This window comes from Pseudomonas sp. BN411 (assembly GCF_029871235.1).
Taxonomy (GTDB): domain Bacteria; phylum Pseudomonadota; class Gammaproteobacteria; order Pseudomonadales; family Pseudomonadaceae; genus Metapseudomonas.
Genome location: NZ_SSOM01000070.1, coordinates 151,286 through 167,099 on the forward strand (window position 1 = coordinate 151,286; position 15,814 = coordinate 167,099).

18 protein-coding genes are annotated in these 15,814 nt (G+C 64.2%); all 18 read right to left on the reverse strand.

The window, feature by feature from the left end; all coding sequences use genetic code 11:
• Positions 1–248: 248 nt before the first annotated feature.
• Complete coding sequence (flhB, locus tag E8F06_RS17030) at positions 249–1,385, reverse strand: flagellar biosynthesis protein FlhB (RefSeq protein ID WP_280369389.1); 1,137 nt, start codon at positions 1,383–1,385, stop codon at positions 249–251.
• Positions 1,386–1,437: 52 nt separating this feature from the next.
• Complete coding sequence (fliR, locus tag E8F06_RS17035; protein ID WP_280369391.1) at positions 1,438–2,214, reverse strand: flagellar biosynthetic protein FliR; 777 nt, start codon at positions 2,212–2,214, stop codon at positions 1,438–1,440.
• A 2-nt stretch (positions 2,215–2,216) separates the two neighbouring features.
• Positions 2,217–2,486, reverse strand: coding sequence for a flagellar biosynthesis protein FliQ (fliQ, locus tag E8F06_RS17040; RefSeq protein ID WP_151132636.1), 270 nt, complete (start codon positions 2,484–2,486; stop codon positions 2,217–2,219).
• A gap of 10 nt (positions 2,487–2,496) precedes the next feature.
• Entirely contained in the window at positions 2,497–3,252 is a 756-nt protein-coding gene (fliP, locus tag E8F06_RS17045) for a flagellar type III secretion system pore protein FliP (protein ID WP_280369395.1), read from the reverse strand.
• Positions 3,252–3,698: a flagellar biosynthetic protein FliO gene (gene fliO, locus E8F06_RS17050; protein WP_280369397.1), complete on the reverse strand. Its 447-nt coding sequence runs from the start codon at positions 3,696–3,698 to the stop codon at positions 3,252–3,254. The genes fliP and fliO overlap by 1 nt, the downstream gene beginning before the upstream one ends.
• Before the next feature lie 4 nt (positions 3,699–3,702).
• Positions 3,703–4,164: a flagellar motor switch protein FliN gene (gene fliN, locus E8F06_RS17055; protein ID WP_280352775.1), complete on the reverse strand. Its 462-nt coding sequence runs from the start codon at positions 4,162–4,164 to the stop codon at positions 3,703–3,705.
• Positions 4,165–4,206: 42 nt separating this feature from the next.
• Complete coding sequence (gene fliM / locus E8F06_RS17060; protein WP_280369399.1) at positions 4,207–5,178, reverse strand: flagellar motor switch protein FliM; 972 nt, start codon at positions 5,176–5,178, stop codon at positions 4,207–4,209.
• 13 nt (positions 5,179–5,191) lie between these two features.
• Positions 5,192–5,716 (reverse strand): flagellar basal body-associated protein FliL, encoded by a 525-nt coding sequence (fliL, locus tag E8F06_RS17065; protein ID WP_280369402.1) that lies wholly within the window; start codon positions 5,714–5,716, stop codon positions 5,192–5,194.
• Between the two features lie 235 nt (positions 5,717–5,951).
• Entirely contained in the window at positions 5,952–7,220 is a 1,269-nt protein-coding gene (locus E8F06_RS17070) for a flagellar hook-length control protein FliK (RefSeq protein ID WP_280369404.1), read from the reverse strand.
• A gap of 83 nt (positions 7,221–7,303) precedes the next feature.
• The gene (locus tag E8F06_RS17075) at positions 7,304–7,657 is read right to left on the reverse strand and encodes an Hpt domain-containing protein (protein ID WP_280369406.1); all 354 of its coding nucleotides are present in this window, start codon (positions 7,655–7,657) and stop codon (positions 7,304–7,306) included.
• Between the two features lie 32 nt (positions 7,658–7,689).
• The gene (locus E8F06_RS17080) at positions 7,690–9,384 is read right to left on the reverse strand and encodes a fused response regulator/phosphatase (RefSeq protein ID WP_280369407.1); all 1,695 of its coding nucleotides are present in this window, start codon (positions 9,382–9,384) and stop codon (positions 7,690–7,692) included.
• An 11-nt stretch (positions 9,385–9,395) separates the two neighbouring features.
• The gene (locus E8F06_RS17085) at positions 9,396–9,701 is read right to left on the reverse strand and encodes an STAS domain-containing protein (protein WP_151132628.1); all 306 of its coding nucleotides are present in this window, start codon (positions 9,699–9,701) and stop codon (positions 9,396–9,398) included.
• Positions 9,702–9,946: 245 nt separating this feature from the next.
• Entirely contained in the window at positions 9,947–10,396 is a 450-nt protein-coding gene (gene fliJ / locus E8F06_RS17090) for a flagellar export protein FliJ (protein WP_280369409.1), read from the reverse strand.
• A 6-nt stretch (positions 10,397–10,402) separates the two neighbouring features.
• A complete protein-coding gene (gene fliI, locus E8F06_RS17095) occupies positions 10,403–11,755 on the reverse strand; it encodes a flagellar protein export ATPase FliI (RefSeq protein ID WP_190830150.1) in 1,353 nt (450 codons plus the stop codon).
• Positions 11,745–12,542: a flagellar assembly protein FliH gene (fliH, locus tag E8F06_RS17100; RefSeq protein ID WP_280369414.1), complete on the reverse strand. Its 798-nt coding sequence runs from the start codon at positions 12,540–12,542 to the stop codon at positions 11,745–11,747. The genes fliI and fliH overlap by 11 nt, the downstream gene beginning before the upstream one ends.
• A 10-nt stretch (positions 12,543–12,552) precedes the next feature.
• Complete coding sequence (fliG, locus tag E8F06_RS17105; RefSeq protein ID WP_151132624.1) at positions 12,553–13,569, reverse strand: flagellar motor switch protein FliG; 1,017 nt, start codon at positions 13,567–13,569, stop codon at positions 12,553–12,555.
• Complete coding sequence (gene fliF, locus E8F06_RS17110) at positions 13,562–15,349, reverse strand: flagellar basal-body MS-ring/collar protein FliF (protein WP_280369417.1); 1,788 nt, start codon at positions 15,347–15,349, stop codon at positions 13,562–13,564. The genes fliG and fliF overlap by 8 nt, the downstream gene beginning before the upstream one ends.
• 14 nt (positions 15,350–15,363) lie before the next feature.
• A complete protein-coding gene (gene fliE / locus E8F06_RS17115) occupies positions 15,364–15,696 on the reverse strand; it encodes a flagellar hook-basal body complex protein FliE (protein ID WP_151132622.1) in 333 nt (110 codons plus the stop codon).
• Positions 15,697–15,814: the final 118 nt, after the last annotated feature.

A 15,814-nucleotide genomic window follows, 5' to 3' on the forward strand; every position in this document is an offset into this window, starting at 1 on the left:
CTTTCACGGAGCCCCGCTCCGCTCATCCAATCTTTTGACGCGTCGATGCGTCCTGATCCCCCTTGTGCAAGAAGCTTTCCAACTTCGTTAAGGGGTTGATCGAAAAGGATTAATTCGGGAAGGCCATGTAGGGGCGAATTCATTCGCCAAGGGCGGCGAAGCTGCCCCTGTTGGGGCTATAGGGCAGACCTGCGGCCTGCCTGGCGAATGAATTCGCCCCTACAGAAAAGCATCGCCCCTGCGGTGAATCACTCGTCGCGCCGCAAATCCGGCGGAATCGGCAGGTCGTTCAGCGGTGCCGGGCGTTTGCCACGGCCGGCGCGGAACTGTTTGAGCTGGTAGACGTAGGCCAGCACCTGGGCCACGGCCAGGTAGAGGCCGGCGGGGATTTCCTGGTCCAGTTCGGTGGAGTAGTACACCGCCCGCGCCAGTGCCGGAGACTCCATGACCGTCACCTTGTTGTCCTGGGCGATCTCGCGGATCTTCAACGCGGTGAAGTCGTTACCCTTGGCCAGCAGCACCGGCGCGCCGCCCTTTTCGGCGTCGTACTTCAGCGCCACGGCGAAGTGGGTCGGGTTGGTGATGACCACGTCGGCCTGGGGCACGGCGGCCATCATGCGGCGCTCGGCCATTTCCCGCTGCAGGCGGCGGATGCGCGACTTGACCTCGGGCTTGCCCTCGGAGTCCTTGTACTCGTCGCGCACTTCCTGCTTGGTCATCATCAGCTTCTGCTTGTTGTCCCAGAGCTGGAAAGGCACGTCCACGGCGGCGATCAGGATCAAGCCACAGGCCAGCCAGACCGCACTCCAACCCACCACCTGGACGCTATGCAGGATGGCCATGTCCAGTGGCTCATGGGCAATCGCCAACAGGTCGTCACGGTCGGAGTTGAGCACCGCCAGCGCCACCAGCAGGATCAATGCGAACTTCGCCAAGGCCTTGAGCAGCTCCGCCAGAGCGTGCAGCGAGAACATCCGCTTGAGCCCGGACAAGGGGTTCATCCGGCTGAACTTGGGCATCAGGGCTTCGGTGGAGAACAGCCAGCCGCCGAGGGAAATCGGGCCGACAATCGACACCACCAGCAGGGTAATCAGCAGCGGCAGCAGCGCATCGAGCGCCATCTTGCCCGAGGCCAGCAGGAACAGTCCCATGCTGCGCTCGTCCATCAGCACCGCCCGTGGCAGGTCGAAGTTGGACTGCATCAGCTTCATCAGCATGTCCGCCATGCCGCCGCCGGTGGCCAGCACGCCGCCAGCTCCTGCCAGGGTCACGGCAAGGGTGTTGAGCTCCCGCGAACGGGCGATCTGGCCCTTCTCGCGGGCCTCCTGCAACCGTTTACCTGTGGGCTCTTCGCTCTTGTCCGCCCCACTCTCACTCTCTGCCATGGCTCACCTCAGCAGTAGGCCCGGGTAACCGCCGGGACGGGTAAGAGGTTATTCATCGCGCCCTCGCCAGCTCACGCATGAGCTGCAGGGCATCGCTGGCCAGCACCTGGTACTGGGCGAGGGCGTCGGCCATGCCGATCCAGACGATCACCAGGCCAAGGGCCAGGGTCAGCGGGAAACCGATGGAGAAGATGTTCAGTTGCGGCGCGGCGCGGGTCATGACGCCGAAGGCCAGGTTGACCACCAGCAGCGCGGTGATCGCCGGCAGCGACAGCAGCAACCCCGCCCCCATCACCCAGCCGAGCTTGCCGGCCACTTCCCAGTAATGGTTGGTCAACAGCCCGCCACCTACCGGCAGGGTGACGAAGCTTTCAGCGAGGATCTCGAACACCACCAGATGCCCGTTCATGGCCAGGAACAGCAGGGTCACCAGCATCAGGTAGAACTGGCCGAGCACCGGCACCGAAACGCCGTTGGTGGGATCGACCATGGACGCGAAGCCCAGGCCCATCTGCATCGAGATGATCTGCCCCGCCACCACGAAGGCATGGAAGAACAGCTGCAGCACGAAACCGAACAAGGCGCCGACCAGAATCTGCTCACCGATCAGCAGGATGTTGCCGAGGTTGATCGCATCCACCTGCGGCATGGGCGGAAGGGTCGGCACCAGCACCACGGAGATCGCCAACGCGAGATACAGGCGGACCCGCGTCGGCACAAGCTGGGTGCCGATGATCGGCATGGTCATCAGCAGCGCGGCAATGCGGAACAGTGGCAGCACGAAGCTGCCGACCCAGCCACCGATCTGCGCGTCGCTGAGTTCGAGCATGGTCAGCCGATCAGCATCGGGATGTTCTGATAGAGCGTCTGGATGTACTCCATCAGTTGGCGGGTGAGCCAGGGGCCGGCCCAGATCAGGGTGAGCAGCATCACCAGCAGGCGCGGCAGGAAACTCAGGGTCTGTTCGTTGATCTGGGTGGCCGCCTGGAACATGGCGACGATCAGGCCCACCACCAGGCTCGGCACCACCAGGATGCCGACGATCAGGCAGGTCAGCCAGAGCGCGTCACGGAACAGGTCGACAGCAACTTCCGGGGTCATCGCAAGCCTCCTAGACGCCGCCGAAGCTGCCGGCGAGCGTACCGATGATCAGGGCCCAGCCATCCACCAGGACGAAGAGCATGATCTTGAACGGCAGGGAGATGATCAGCGGCGAGAGCATCATCATGCCCATCGCCATCAGCACGCTGGCCACCACCAGGTCGATGATCAGGAAGGGGATGAAGATCATGAAGCCGATCTGGAACGCCGTCTTCAGCTCGGAGGTGACAAAGGCCGGGACCAGGATGGTCAGCGGCGCCGCATCCGGGCTGGGAATGTCGGTGCGCTTGGACAGGCGCATGAACAGGTCCAGGTCGCTGGAACGGGTCTGCGCCAGCATGAAGTTCTTGATCGGCACTTCAGCCTTGGTTATCGCATCCTGGGCCGTCATCTGCTCGTTGAGATAAGGCTGCAGGGCCTCGCGATTCACCTGGTCGAACACCGGCGCCATGATGAACATCGTCAGGAACAGCGCCAGGCCGATGAGGATCTGGTTCGACGGCGTCTGCTGCAGGCCCAGCGCCTGACGCAGGATGGAGAAGACGATGATGATTCGGGTGAAGCTGGTCATCAGCATGACGAACGCTGGAATGAAGCTCAGCGCCGTCATGATCAGCAGGATCTGCAGGCTTACCGAGTATTCCTGCTGGCCTTCCGGATTGGTGGACAGGGTAATGGCAGGCACCGACAGCGGATTGTCGGCGCCAAGTGCCAGGGGCGCGGCCAGCACCAGCAGCAGCGCGATGAGGAGGCGGTGCAGGGGCATCAGTGCTTGTCCTTGCCGAGCAGTTCCATCAGGCGTTGGGCGAATTCCGGGGGCGCAGCCTCGGTGCCGGCCTGATGCACGGGTTCCTTCAGTACATGCAGCGGCGTGATGCGCCCGGCACTGATGCCGAGCAGGATCTGTTCCCCACCCACTTGCACCAGCACCAGTCGATCACGCGGGCCGAGGGCCTGGCTGGCCACCAGCCTGATCACCTGGCCACCGCGCGGACCGAGCTGTTGTACCCGGCGCAGCAGCCAGGCCAGCAGGAAGATCAGCCCCACCACCAGCAGCAGACCGATGGCCAGTTGACCGAGTTGCGCGGCCATGCCGCTACCGGCCTGCGTCACGGTGGCGGCCGCAGCAGGCGCCGGAACGGTCGCAGCGGGCTCGGCGGCGAAGCCGCTCAGGGGCAGCAGCATCAGCCCCGCGGAGAAGAGTCGACGCATGGTTTCAGCGCAGCTTCTTGATGCGTTCGCTCGGGCTGATCACATCGGTCAGCCGGATACCGAACTTCTCGTTGACCACCACCACCTCGCCGTGGGCGATGAGGGTGCCGTTGACCAGCACGTCCAGCGGCTCGCCGGCCAGGCGATCGAGTTCGATCACCGAACCCTGGTTGAGCTGCAGCAGGTTGCGGATGGTGATATCGGTGTTGCCCACTTCCATGGAAATGGACACCGGGATGTCCAGGATCACGTCCAGGTTCGGGCCGTCCAGACTGACCGGACCGCTGGCCTTCGGCACGCTGCCGAACTCTTCCATGGGCGCGCGTGGAGAACTGGGCGCGGAGGAGCCCTGGTTCATCAGTGCGTCGATATCGTCCTGGGACGCATCGCCGGCCTCGGCCAGCGCCGCAGCCCACTCATCGGCCAGGGCCTGTTCTTCTGGGGTAGTGTCCATGTCGTTTGCCATCGCTTGACCTCGGCTGGCTCTGAATTCGTGGGAAACGCGCAATCAGCGCTGGCGTTCGATCGGTTCGAGGATCTGCAGGGACAGGTTGCCCTTGTGCGACCCCAGCTTGGCCTTGAAGGCCGGCACGCCATTGGCGCGCATGATCATGTGTTCGGGCATTTCCACCGGGATCACGTCGCCCGGCTGCATGTGCAGGATGTCCCGCAGCTTGAGCTGGCGGCGCACCACGGTGGCGCCCACAGGAACGCTGACGTCGAGGATGTCCTCGCGCAGCGCCTTGATCCAGCGCTCGTCCTGGTCGTCGACGTCGGACTGGAAGCCGGCGTCGAGCATCTCGCGGATCGGCTCGATCATCGAATAGGGCATGGTGATGTGCAGGTCACCGCCACCGCCGTCCAGCTCGATGTGGAAGGTAGACACCACCACCACTTCGCTGGGGCTGACGATGTTGGCCAGCGCCGGGTTCACTTCCGAGTTGATGTACTCGAAGTTCACATCCATCACCGCATGCCAGGCCTCGGCCAGGTCGACGAAGGCCTGGTCCAGCACCATACGCACCACGCGCAATTCGGTGGGGGTGAACTCGCGGCCTTCGATCTTGGCGTGACGACCGTCGCCACCGAAGAAGTTGTCCACCAGCTTGAACACCAGCTTGGCGTCGAGGATGAAGAGCGAGGTACCGCGCAGCGGTTTCATCTTCACCAGGTTGAGGCTGGTGGGCACGTAGAGCGAATGCACGTACTCGCCGAACTTCATCACCTGCACGCCGCCCACGGCTACGTCGGCGGAGCGACGCAGCAGGTTGAACATGCTGATGCGGGTGTAGCGGGCGAAGCGCTCGTTGATCATTTCCAGGGTCGGCATGCGTCCCCGGACGATGCGGTCCTGGCTGGTCAGGTCGTAGCTCTTGACACTCGTCGGGTCCGCATCGGTTTCGGTTTCAACCAGGCCGTCATCGACGCCGTGCAGCAGCGCGTCGATCTCGTCCTGGGACAGCAGGTCTTGAACAGCCATGGTCGTACCTTGCCTACTGCAATACGAAGTTGGTGAAGAGCACTTGTTCGACGGTCGTCGCGCCAGTTTCCTGCTTGGCCAGTTCCTGCACGGTGGCGGTGGCCTGCTGACGCAGCATTTCCTTGCCGACGGGAGTGACCAGCGTGTCGAAATTCTGCCCGGAGAAGAGCATGACCAGCTTGTTGCGCAACACCGGCATGTGCACCTTGAGTGCGTCCATCTGGGCCTGGTCACGGGCCATCAGCGAAACGCTTACCTGCATGTAGCGCTGGCGACCGTTCTGGCTGAAGTTGACGACGAAGGCGGGTGCCAGGTCCTGGTAGATGGCCGGCTGCTTGGTAGGGGCGGCAGCGGCAGCGTCCTCCTTGGCGGGCTCGGCGGCCTTGTCGCCGCGGCTGAGGAAGTACCAGGTGGCCCCCACCGAAAGGCCGATCGCCAGCAACAGCGCGACAACGCCCAGAATGATGAGCTTCAGCTTGCTCTTGCCGCCTGCCACAGCAGCGCCCTCTGCCGGGGCCTTCGCTTCTTTCTTCGCCATGCCAATAATCCGTCGCTGAGCGGGACAAACCCGCCTTTTCCTGGGGAATGAGCAAGTGTTATGCCAGCTCGCCGGCCAGCCGGCGGTTCAGGCAATTGCTTCAGGGCTGCGGATATACCAGTGTCGGGGGGCGGCTGTCACGAGGGGTTGCGGGAAATCTTGGCGCGGGGGGAATGCCCTCTCCCCCGCCCCTCTCACTTGAGCGCAGAGGGGTTGGGGGAGAGGGAAAGCGCAGTCAGGCGTAGAAATCCACCAACCCGCGCCCACCCGCCGTCGAGGCCGGGCGGATTTCGCTGTGGCTCACGCTGATCTCTTCGTCGCCACCACTGCCGAAATCAGCGCGACCGCCAGCGGAACGACGCTCGCCGTCACTGCCCTGCCCTTGCCAGCCACGGCTGAGGGACTGGTCGGAGACGTTCACGTCGAGCTGGTTCATGCCCTGCTGGGCGAACATGTCGCGCAGGCGGTGCATTTGCCCTTCCAGGGCGTCACGTACGTTGGCGTTGGGGCTGGCGAAGGTCACCTGGGTCTGGTCCTGGGTCATGTGCACCCGGACTTCGAGCCGGCCAAGCTCCTGCGGATCGAGCTGGATCTCGGCGGACTTGAGGTTCTGGCTGGACAGCCACATCACCCTATCCACCACGGCTTCACTCCAACCGCCCTGCTGCATGTTCACCGGCTGCCCCGGTACCAGGGCTGGGGCCCGCTGGGTTTGCGCAGTCTGCTGGCTGATGGCCTGGCTCAGGGCGTTCAAACGGTTCGCCAGCAGTTCGTTGCGCACCTCACCCTTGTTCTCGCCCACACCCTCGGTCAGTTCCACCGAGAGTTCGGCCGACGACAGCGCCTTGTCCAGCTTGCCCTCGCCCGCCTCCAGTGGCTTGTCGGACAACGCGGCCATGGCATCGGCGAAGTCCTGGTCTGCCGTGGGCGCGGTTTGCGCCGCCTGGGTAGCGTTTTGCACCTGCTGGGCGGCCTGAGCCCCCTGATCCAGCGCCATCTTCACCGCTGGCATACCGTTGAGCTGATCCAGATCCGGATCGAGGCTGGCTTCAGTCAGGGTCGCTGGTGCACCGCTGTTCACCGGCGGTGTGACGGGCAAGGCAGCGGCCGCGGCGTCCGCCTCGACAGGCGCATCGGCCGGCAGTTGCCCGGTCATGGCCATGAGCAACAGCGGGTCCATCACCGGCTCGCCTGAGGACTCCTTGGTATCGCCTTCTTCAGCCGGCAAGGGCTTGCCGCTTTCGGCAACGGCCGACTGGCCAGCGGCAGGATCGGCCGCCGGCTTGTCCTGGCTTGCTGCCTCGTCCGCCTTGGTCTTGGCCTGTTTGGCAGCTGCCTCGTTACGCTCGGCAGCCTTGGCCTGACGTTCTTTTGCGTACATCTGGGCGAAGCTGGAAGCCTCGCCCTTGCTGGTTTCCGCCGGTTTCTCCGGGGCTTTTGCGGCCGGTGCTTTCGGCTTCACTTCAGGCCTGGCCTGAAGAAGCAGATCGGGGGCAACGGGCATGGGCACTCTCCGCTCGGGTTGGTTCGTGCCGGGATGAGTGCAAGGGATGGGCCAACATTCTGGCCAAGGGGACAAGACGTCGATCAGTGCGCCAGGCCGCGACGCTCTTCCAGCAGCAGATCATGGACGATCAGAAACTCCTGCTCGATCTGCAGGATGATGCCAAGCGCATCGGCAAGCTGCTCGCGCCGGGCAATGTCTTCCAGTTGCTTGCACAGGCCCGCCAGCACGGGGGCGCCCATGTTGCTGCAGCTGCCCTTGAAACTGTGGGCGGCCAGGCGCAGGGCCTGGCAGTCGGACACTGCGTTGGCCTGCTGGATCTGCCGCAAGCGCTCGGTCGAATCCGTCAGGAAGGTATCCAGAAGCACCGGAAACTCGTCCTCCATGACGTCCCGCAGGGCAGACAGCACAGAATGGTCGAGATGGATATCAGACAAACCCTTCGCTCCCTGTACTGAACCTCGGAAAATTATGCCCTAACGGGCCAGTGGAATTCGACGTGGATTCCCTTGCCGTTTTCGGCGGGCTCACAGCGCGCCGTGAGTTGTTTCACCAGACTCAGGCCTCGGCCACAGAAGCTTTCCATCGACGGTTGACTGGCCAGCGCCGCGCCCAGGTCGAAGCCCTCGCCGCTGTCCTCCACATGAATCAGCAACCGCCCTCCCCGGCCCTCGGGAACCAGCTGCAGGTTGAAGCGCACGTACCCCGCCTCCAGCTTGGCGAGGCGTTCGCTGCGCTCGCGGTAGTAGCGGGCGAACCCTTCGGCGTTGCCCTTGAGGGAGGAGTCCAGCCCCAGCACGCCGTGCTCCAGGGCGTTGGAGTACAGCTCGGCAAGCACCGTATAGAGCGCGCCCCCCTGATCGCGCAGCCCCTGGACCTCCAACAGCAGCTGCAGGAGGAACGGCAGCGGATTGAAGCGTTTCAAGGTCTGCGCACGGAATTCGAAGGAGGCGGACCAGTCCAGCGGACTGGCCTGGCCGCTGTCGGTGAAAGCCAGTTTCGCGCGCTCGGTGGACTCATCGAGCATGCGAATCTCGATCATGCTCACGTCGTCCTGGGCATGGCCGCGGAAGGCGCTCAAAGCCAGCTGGATTTCGTCGAACAGCCGATTGCCGTCGCTATTGGCGTCGAACACGGCGCGCAGACGTTCATCGCCGAAGGTCTCGTCGCTGTCATTGCGCGTTTCCAGCACGCCATCGGACACCAGCAGGATGCGGTCGCCGGTCTCGATGGGGTAGGACTCGAAGTGCGCGTTGAAGCTGCCCTGGTCAAGCACCCCCAGCGGCAGGTGGCGCGACACCAGCGGCAGCAGCTCTCCGGTCTCGGCGCGGCGCAGGTAGCCTTCGGGCAGGCCGCCGTTCCACACCTCAACCATGCGCCGCTGGAAGCTCAGATTGAGGAAGGTGGCGCAGCAGAACACCCCGACCGGCAGGATGCGTTTCAGCTTGGCGTTCATCTCCCGCAGGATGTCCGCCATGGCATAGCCCTTGGCGGTCATGCCGTAGAACACCTCGGCCAGGGGCATGGCACCGATGGCGGCTGGCAGGCCGTGGCCGGTGAAATCGCCGAGCAGCACGTGCATGCCGCCAGAGGGCTTGTAGGCAGCCAGCAGCAGGTCGCCGTTGAACAGCGCGTAAGGCGATTGCAGGTAGCGGATATTCGGGGCGCTCAGGCAGCCGGAGTGCGCCACCTTGTCGAACACGGCCTTGGCCACCCGCTGTTCGGTGACCAGGTGCTCGTTGTGCCGGGCGATCAGGTCGCGTTGTTGCAGCACGGTGTCCTGCAGGCGGCGCAGGCGGTCCAGGGCCTTGATCTTGGCTTCCAGGATGACCCGGTTGTAGGGCTTGGCGAGGAAATCGTCGCCGCCCGCTTCCAGGCAGCGCACCAGGGCTTCGTTTTCTGTCAGCGAGGTGAGGAAGATGATCGGCACCAGCGACTCGCCCGCCAGTTGCTTGATCCGGCGGGCGGCTTCGAAGCCGTCCATCTCCGGCATCAGGGCATCCATCAGCACCAGTTGCGGCTGTTCCTGCCGGAACAGCGCCACGGCCTCGCGGCCATTGGCGGCGGTCAGCGCGCGATGGCCCTGGCGGCTGACGATGGTGGACAGCAGCAGCCGGTCTGCCGCGTTGTCCTCGGCAATCAGGATCGTCAGCGGCGACGGCATGGCAACGGGCCTCAGGCGATCTGGAACAGTTGTTCGAAGTTGGAAATGGCGAGGATCTTGCGAACGTCGGGATTGCAGTTGGCCAGGCGGATCTGCGCACGCTCGCCACCGGCGTGGTCGCGCAACAGCAGCAGCATGCCCAGGGCGGAGCTGTCGAGGTAGGTGGTGCCCTTGAGGTCCACGACATAGCGCTTGGGCGTGGTGTTGACGCGCTCGTATGCGTCGCGGAATTCCTGATGGGCGCCAAAATCGAAACGTCCCTGGATGTAGATGGTCAGCTCCTGCCCATCATCGGAGGGCATCGAGGTGATGGCCATGCAAAGCTCCTTGTTCAAGTTCGGAATGCGCGTGGTGAAGATTTAGCACCCACCTTCAGGCACGGCAACTGGAAAGCCGCGTCGCGGGAGAATTTATGGTTCTGAGATGACGCGCTGAAGAACAGCATGAAGTGAACGGTGTCGTAGGTTGGCGCTGAGCGAAGCGAAGCCCAACGAACGGGCACGCGGCTTGGCAAGCCTTCGGCCTGCCTGGCGAATGAATTCGCCCCTACAAGGTCAGGGCCCTAGTCCTCGCGACCAACGGGCAGGCGCTGCACCAGTTCGTCCAGGAGCTTCTGCTCGCGCTTGTCTTCGGCGGCACGGGCTTCGTCGAGGTAGCGCTGCACCAGCTTGCGCAGCCCTTCGAGACGCGCGTAGCGCTGCTGCCAGGCGGCGCGGGCCTTGTCGAGGTTGTCGCGGTGCCAGTTGACGCTCTGCAACTGCTGACCGATGGCGGATTCGAGCTGCGACAGGAAGCGCTGGTAGTTCATCAGCCATTGGCCGGAAACGCCGCGCCGCCCTTCCTCTATCCATTGCTGCTGGTAGTCGGAGCGATAGCGCTCCAGCTCGCCCAGCTTCATTTCCGCCTGGGTGGCCTGAGCCTGGCAGCGACCGAGCATGCGCGCCGCTTCTCGCTCGGCGCGCGCGGCCATCTCGACCACCGGCGCCAGACGCGCCGCACGATTGTGCGACATGCCCTATCAGCCCTTGACACCCAGGCTCGCGGCCAGGCGCTCGGCGCTCTGGGCGAGGCGCTCGCTTTCATCCAGGCCCTGGCGCAGGAAGGCGCTCATGGCCGGTTGGCGGGCGATGGCCAAGTCAGTATCAGGATCGCCACCGGCGACATAGGCACCGACGCTGATCAGGTCGCGACTCTGCTGGTAGCGCGACCAGAGCTGCTTGAAGCGCTGGGCCATCTTCATGTGTTCGGGGCTGACCACCTGGGGCATCACCCGGCTGATGGAAGCTTCGATGTCGATGGCCGGGTAATGGCCTTCTTCGGCCAGGCGACGGGACAGCACGAAGTGCCCGTCGAGCACGCCGCGCGCGGAGTCGGCGATGGGGTCCTGCTGGTCGTCGCCTTCGGACAGCACGGTGTAGAAGGCCGTGATGGAACCGCCGCCCTGCTCGGCATTACCGGCCCGTTCCACCAGTTTCGGCAGCTTGGCGAACACCGACGGCGGATAACCCTTGGTGGCCGGCGGCTCGCCAATGGCCAGGGCGATTTCGCGCTGGGCCTGGGCGAAGCGGGTCAGGGAGTCCATCAGCAGCAGGACGTTCTTGCCCTTGTCGCGGAAGTATTCGGCGATGCGGGTGCAATACATGGCGGCGCGCAGGCGCATCAGCGGCGCATCGTCCGCCGGCGACGCCACTACCACCGAGCGCTTGAGGCCCTCTTCACCGAGGATGTGCTCGATGAACTCCTTCACCTCGCGGCCCCGTTCGCCGATCAGGCCGACGACGATGATTTCCGCTTCGGTGAAGCGGGTCATCATGCCCAGCAGCACCGACTTACCCACACCGGTACCGGCGAACAGGCCGAGACGCTGGCCGCGGCCAACTGTCAGCAGCGAGTTGATCGAGCGGATGCCCACATCCAGTGGTTCGCTGATGGGGTGGCGCTTGAGCGGGTTGATGGTGGGGCCGTCCATCGGCACCCAGTCTTCGGCCTTCATGCCGCCCTTGCCGTCCAGCGCACGACCGGCGCCATCGAGCACGCGGCCCAGCATGGACATCCCCATCGGCAGGCGGCCGGTATCCGGCAGCGGCACGACACGGGCGCCCGGGGCAATGCCGGAGAGGCTGCCCACCGGCATCAGATAGATCTTGCTCCCGGAGAAGCCCATCACTTCGGCTTCCACCTGCACCGGGTGGTAGCTGTCGTCGTTGATCACCAGGCAACGGCTGCCTACCGGCGCGCGCAGCCCTTCGGCTTCCAGGGTGAGGCCCACCATACGCAGCAGGCGGCCCTCCACCAGGGGTTGCGTGGGCAGATCGATGACGTCGTTGTATCCCGCCAGGCGCTTGGCGAAGCTGGCGCGCTCAATACGCATGGTCGAGGCTGTCCGGGGCGTCCAGGTCCAGCACCAGGTCGGCCGACGGCGGGTGGACCTTCTGTTCGCGCTGTTGCTCGAAGAGCTGCTTCATGGCCTGGTTCAGGCGCGTCTCGATGCTGGCATCGATGCGCGAGTGCTCGGTCTCGACCCGGCAACCGCCCGGTTCCAGGGATTCGTCTTCGAGAATGCGCCAGGTTTCTTCATGGCGCTCCCGCAGGGCTTTCACCTGTTCAAAGTCCTGGGGGTTGATGTGAATGCGCACGTTGCTGGCGCCCATGGGCAGCAGCTTCAGCGCCTCGCGCAGCACATGGCGGATCTGGCCGGAATCCATGCGCAGCTCGCGCTGGATCACCTGGCGGGTGATCAGGCTGGTGAGGTGAACCAGGGATTCCTCGATCTGCCGGTCTTGCTCGGCGATGGGGTCCAGCAAATGCCCCATCAGCGTGTCGAACTGGGCCAGGCGGGCGCCCAGCGCGGCTTCCGCTTCCTGCTTGGCCTTGAGCTGACCGGCGTGGAAGCCGTCACGCTCGCCGGTGGCGAAACCTTCGTTGTAGGCGTCTTGGCGGATGGCCTCGAGTTCGTCCAGCGTCAGCGGCTTGACGTCCTCGACCGGCACTTCCTCGATCTGCGGCTCAGGCTCGGGCTCGGGCGACGCCTCGGCTTGTGGTTCTTCCGGTTCTTCGGGCTCCGGGGCGTCCGGGTCGAAGCTGGGCAGCGACCAGCGATCGAAGACGTTGACGTCCTTGGCGCGGATCAGTTCGCTTGCCGAATCCTTGTTTGCCATGGGCGCCGCCTCAGATCATTTCTTCGCCGCCCTTGCCACCGAGGACGATTTCCCCGGCTTCGGCCATGCGGCGGGCGATGGTGAGGATTTCCTTCTGCGCCGACTCCACGTCGCTGACGCGTACCGGCCCCTTGGCCTCCAGGTCGTCGCGCAGCAGTTCGGCGGCGCGCTTGGACATATTCTTGAAGACCTTTTCCTTGATGGCGTCGTCCGAACCCTTGAGGGCCAGCACCAGCACGTCCGACGACACTTCGCGCAGCAGCGCCTGGATGCCACGGTCGTCGACGTCGGCCAGGTTGTCGAAGACGAACATGAGGTCTTCGATCTGGGTGGAGAGGTCTTCGTCCACCTCGCGGATGGAGTCCATGAGCTGGCCTTCGACCGAGCTGTCGAGGAAGTTCATGATGTCTGCCGCGCGTTTCACGCCGCCCATGGTGGTACGGGTGGTGCTGGCATTGCCGGCGAACTGCTTCTCGAGGATCAGGTTGAGTTCCTTGAGCGCGGACGGCTGTACGGTGTTGAGCGAGGACACGCGCAAGACGATGTCCAGGCGCACCTTGTGGTCGAAGTGGCTGAGCACTTCGGCAGCCTGGTCCGGGTCGAGGTAGGCAACGACGATGGCCTGGATCTGCGGGTGTTCGTAGCGGATGACGTCGGCCACGGCGCGCGGTTCCATCCACTTCAGGCTGTCCAGGCCGCTGGTGCTGCCGCCCAGCAGGATGCGATCGATCAGGTTGTTGGCCTTGTCCTCACCCAGGGCCTGGGTGAGCATCTTGCGGATGTAGCCGTCAGCACCAACGCCCAGGCTGGTCTGGTCGCCGACGATCTCGACGAACTCGCTCATCACCTGCTCCACCTGTTCACGGTGGACATTGCGCATCTGCGCCATGGCAACGCCGACCCGCTGCACTTCCTTCGGGCCCATGTGCCGGAGCACCTGGGCAGCGTCGGTCTCGCCCAGGGACAGCAGCAGGATGGCTGCCTTGTCGACCTTGTTCAGTTTGGCGGGGGCGCGGTTATCACTCATCGGCGTTGATCCACTCTTTGACTACCAGGGCCACGCGGCCGGGATCTTCAGCCACCAGGTTCTTGATGGCATTGAGCTGCGCATCATACCCGTCGCTCGGGCTCGGCAGGAGGATGCTTTGCGGTCCACCGAGGCTGACGCGGTCATCCGACAGCTCGCCGGACAGGCCCATCTCGCCCAGGTCGACGTCGCCATCGCGGCCGCCTTCCAGTTCCCTGGACTTGCCGCCGCTGATGTTGCTCAGCACCGGACGCAGCACACCGAACACCAGCACCAGGATGAAGAGCACGCCAAGAACCTGCTTCACCACATCCCAGAACCAGGGCTGGGTGTAGAACGGAATGTCGATGACTTCTTCGCTGTTATCCGCCAGGAATGCGGTATTGATCACGCTGACACTGTCACCACGGCTGGCGTCATAGCCCACCGAATCCTGCACCAGGCGGGTGAAGCGGGCGATCTCGTCGGCGCTCCAGGGCACCCGGCTGGTTTCGCCGGTTTGCGGGTCCACCTTGACCTGGTCATCCAGCACCACCGCGACGGAAAGCCGGCGCAGGCGGCCCTGCTGCTGCTTGGTGTAGCTGATGGAGCGGTCCAGTTCGAAATTGCGGGTGGTCTGGTCGCGCTTGTCGGTGGGATACGGCGCGAGCATGGGCTTGCCCGTGGCCGGGTCGATGATCTGCTGGCCGTTATCGTCCAGGAGCGGCTGGCCCGGCTGCACGCTTGCAGTCGTGGTGCTCGTGGCCTGTTGCGGCGCGGCACCGGGTGCCGGCGGCTGGTTGGACAGCGCACCGGGTACGCCCTGCGGGCCGCCGTTGTTCTGGCGTTCCTCGGCGAGCTTCTGTTCGCTGCGCAGGGCCGGCTGGTCCGGGTTGTACATTTCAGAGGTGGATTCGACGGCGCTGAAATCCACGTCCGCAGACACTTCCGCCTTGTAGCGGCCACTGCCCAGCACCGGCTGCAGGATGCTGTGCACGCGCTGGGTGTAGAGCGTCTCCATGCGGCGGGTGTAGTCGAACTGCTTGCCCGCCATGGTCAGCTCGGACAGTTCCTGCTGGTCAGACAGCAGGTTGCCTTTCTGGTCGACGACGGTGACCTGGGACTTTTCCAGTTCCGGCACGCTGGTCGCCACCAGGTTGACGATCGCCATCACCTGGCTCGGCTCAAGGGAACGCCCCGGATAGAGCTCGACCAGCACCGAAGCGGTCGGCTTGCGCTCGTCGCGGACGAACACCGAGCTCTTCGGAATGGCCAGGTGCACGCGCGCACCCTTGACGTTGTTCAGGCTGGAAATAGTGCGCGCCAGCTCACCTTCCAGGCCACGGCGGTAGCGGGTGGCTTCCATGAACTGGCTGGTACCGAGACCCTGATCCTTGTCGAGGATCTCGAAGCCGACGGTGTTATCGCTGGGCGCCACGCCGGCGGCAGCCAGCTTCATGCGGGCCCGGGCGAGGTCATCGGACTTCACCAGCAGAGCGCCGGAGTTGGGCTCGATCTTGTAGGGGATGTCGGCAGCGCCAAGGGTTTCCACCACCTGGTTGGCGTCCATCCCGGACAGGCTGCCATACAGCGGGCGATAGTCCGGCTGTTGCGACCAGAGCACCACGGCAAAGCCGATGGCGACGCTGGCGGCCAGGCCGACCAGCAGGCCGACCTGGCGCAGCATGGTCATCTGCGAGAGGTTTTCCAGGAAGGACAGGCCGAACAGCGGCTTCTTCTCTTCCGACGCCCCGGAGGCATCCGCCTTGGCGGGAACCTTTGCAACAGCCGCTTCAGCCATTTCTCAACCCGTCCTCAAACCGGCATCTGCATGATGTCTTGGTAGGCCTGGACCAGCTTGTTCCGCACCTGGGTCATGGCCTCGAAGGAAACGCTGGCTTTCTGCGACGCGATCATCACGTCGGTGAGGTCCACGCCCTTCTGCCCAACCTCGAATGCGGTGGCCATGTCTGTGGAAATCTTCTGGGTTTCAGCCACCTTGTTCACCGCCTTGCCGAGCATGTCGGCGAAGCTCGGCACACTGGCTTCAGGCGCCGCCACGGGGGCGGGTTTGGCACGGGCCATCGCATCCATCTGCATGGCCCGCATTTCCAACATCAGGCGATTGAACTCAACACCCTGGCTCATCACATTCCTCCAACTGCCGCGATTTTTTGACGCTACGCGGTCCGATGAAAGGGTATCTGCAACAAGGGTGCCAAGATGTCAGGAATGGGTGTTACGGGGAGAAATTTGAATTTGTAGG

Coding starts and splice junctions, on each gene's coding strand:
- fliQ (WP_151132636.1), bottom strand. CDS start 2,486: ATGACCCCGGAAGTTGCTGTCGACCTGTTCCGTGACGCGCTCTGGCTG.
- E8F06_RS17080 (WP_280369407.1), bottom strand. CDS start 9,384: ATGCCGTCGCCGCTGACGATCCTGATTGCCGAGGACAACGCGGCAGAC.
- fliF (WP_280369417.1), bottom strand. CDS start 15,349: ATGGCTGAAGCGGCTGTTGCAAAGGTTCCCGCCAAGGCGGATGCCTCC.
- fliM (WP_280369399.1), bottom strand. CDS start 5,178: ATGGCTGTTCAAGACCTGCTGTCCCAGGACGAGATCGACGCGCTGCTG.
- fliE (WP_151132622.1), bottom strand. CDS start 15,696: ATGAGCCAGGGTGTTGAGTTCAATCGCCTGATGTTGGAAATGCGGGCC.
- fliR (WP_280369391.1), bottom strand. CDS start 2,214: ATGCTCGAACTCAGCGACGCGCAGATCGGTGGCTGGGTCGGCAGCTTC.
- fliG (WP_151132624.1), bottom strand. CDS start 13,569: ATGAGTGATAACCGCGCCCCCGCCAAACTGAACAAGGTCGACAAGGCA.
- fliI (WP_190830150.1), bottom strand. CDS start 11,755: ATGCGTATTGAGCGCGCCAGCTTCGCCAAGCGCCTGGCGGGATACAAC.
- fliO (WP_280369397.1), bottom strand. CDS start 3,698: ATGCGTCGACTCTTCTCCGCGGGGCTGATGCTGCTGCCCCTGAGCGGC.
- fliL (WP_280369402.1), bottom strand. CDS start 5,716: ATGGCGAAGAAAGAAGCGAAGGCCCCGGCAGAGGGCGCTGCTGTGGCA.
- fliP (WP_280369395.1), bottom strand. CDS start 3,252: ATGCCCCTGCACCGCCTCCTCATCGCGCTGCTGCTGGTGCTGGCCGCG.
- fliJ (WP_280369409.1), bottom strand. CDS start 10,396: ATGTCGCACAATCGTGCGGCGCGTCTGGCGCCGGTGGTCGAGATGGCC.
- E8F06_RS17070 (WP_280369404.1), bottom strand. CDS start 7,220: ATGCCCGTTGCCCCCGATCTGCTTCTTCAGGCCAGGCCTGAAGTGAAG.
- E8F06_RS17085 (WP_151132628.1), bottom strand. CDS start 9,701: ATGGCCATCACCTCGATGCCCTCCGATGATGGGCAGGAGCTGACCATC.
- fliN (WP_280352775.1), bottom strand. CDS start 4,164: ATGGCAAACGACATGGACACTACCCCAGAAGAACAGGCCCTGGCCGAT.
- flhB (WP_280369389.1), bottom strand. CDS start 1,385: ATGGCAGAGAGTGAGAGTGGGGCGGACAAGAGCGAAGAGCCCACAGGT.
- fliH (WP_280369414.1), bottom strand. CDS start 12,542: ATGGCAAACAAGGATTCGGCAAGCGAACTGATCCGCGCCAAGGACGTC.